Origin of the sequence: Psychrobacter faecalis, from assembly GCF_016107575.1 — a bacterium.
GTDB classification, from domain to species: Bacteria; Pseudomonadota; Gammaproteobacteria; order Pseudomonadales; family Moraxellaceae; genus Psychrobacter; species Psychrobacter faecalis.
The window spans coordinates 1-1,338 of the sequence record NZ_JABAST010000080.1; the positions used below are offsets into that span (position 1 = coordinate 1).

At 44.8% G+C, this 1,338-nt stretch carries 1 pseudogene; it reads right to left on the reverse strand.

What is annotated here, in order from left to right:
* Positions 1-47 precede the first annotated feature (47 nt).
* Positions 48-1,273: pseudogene (locus tag JFC07_RS12990) on the reverse strand (IS3 family transposase).
* Between the last annotated feature and the right edge of the window lie 65 nt (positions 1,274-1,338).

Consider the following 1,338-nt stretch of genomic DNA (forward strand, 5'->3'; position numbering starts at 1 on the left):
GTGACCCCTGCCGTCAATCCCGTATATATAAACTTGGGAGATTTTGATTACGCAGCCTGACGATAATAATCAAACCACACCTGTCTTGGCGATTTATAGCCTAAACCCTTTTGAATCCTAGTCTGATTATAATATAACTCAATATATCCAATGATATCTCTGATAGCTGCAAACCTTGTTTTATAGTCTTGGTGATATACTAGCTCGTTCTTCAATATGCCCCAGAAGCTTTCTATGGGTGCGTTGTCAAAGCAGTTGCCTTTACCGCTCATTGAACCTGTAAACTGATGCTGCTTGATGATCTTGTGGTAAGCATGGCTACAGTACTGACTGCCTCTGTCAGAGTGAACGACTAGCCCTTTGCTTGGTTGTTTATTCTTGATGGCCATGTTCAATGCTTTGCATACTAGATCTGCGGTCATTCGCTTATTGATCGCATAGCCGACCAGCTCTTTGGTATATAAATCTTTGACTCCCGCTAAATACAACCAGCCCTCAAGCGTCCAAATATAGGTGATGTCACTGGCCCACGCTTGGTTAGGGCGACTGGCATCAAACTCTTGATCCAACACGTTTGGATAGACCAGTTTGTTGTGATTGGAGTCGGTGGTGACTTTAAAGCGTTTGTGGCGACGGCATTTGATGCTGTATTCCTCTTTGATGCTTCTGACCATGTAGGGACTGATGTTATGACCTTGCTCACTTAGATGCGCATGCAGACGCTCAACACCATAGCACTCATGAGTTTCACTGTGAGCGGCTTTAACGAGTAGCTCACAATGGTTGCGATGTATCTGCTGCTCGCTGATATCGCGACTCAGCCAGTCGTAGTAACTTGAATGCTTAACCCTTAGCACGCGGCACATAGTGGTGATGGTAAAGAAGTGCTGGTTATCTTTGATGAAGGCGTACCTGACTAGCTGTTTTTCGCGAAGTACGCCGTCGCCTCACTCGAGCATAGCTCTCCCCTTGCGTCGGGGCGAAGCAATGCTCCGCTTTATCCCTCCTCATTTAATATCTCTCGCTCCTCTTCGGCAACTTTGAGCTGTCGTTTGAGCTGCTTTATTTCTTGAAGAGCTGTCATAAGATCAGGGTCGTATTGCTCTGTGCCTTTGAGCTTGCCTTGGTTGGCTTTGTTATGCCAATTCGATAGCGTTTGCATGGCAATGCCAAGCTGCTTTGCGGTTGCTGAGATATTGCCATTATTGTCTGATATCTTCTTAACGGCTTCAGCTTTAAATTCTGTGCTATAGGTTCTTATTTTCTTGACCATGATAAACTCCGATTAATATGCTTAGTTTACCAAGTTTACTTGTACGGTTTCTTCAGCATAGCTCA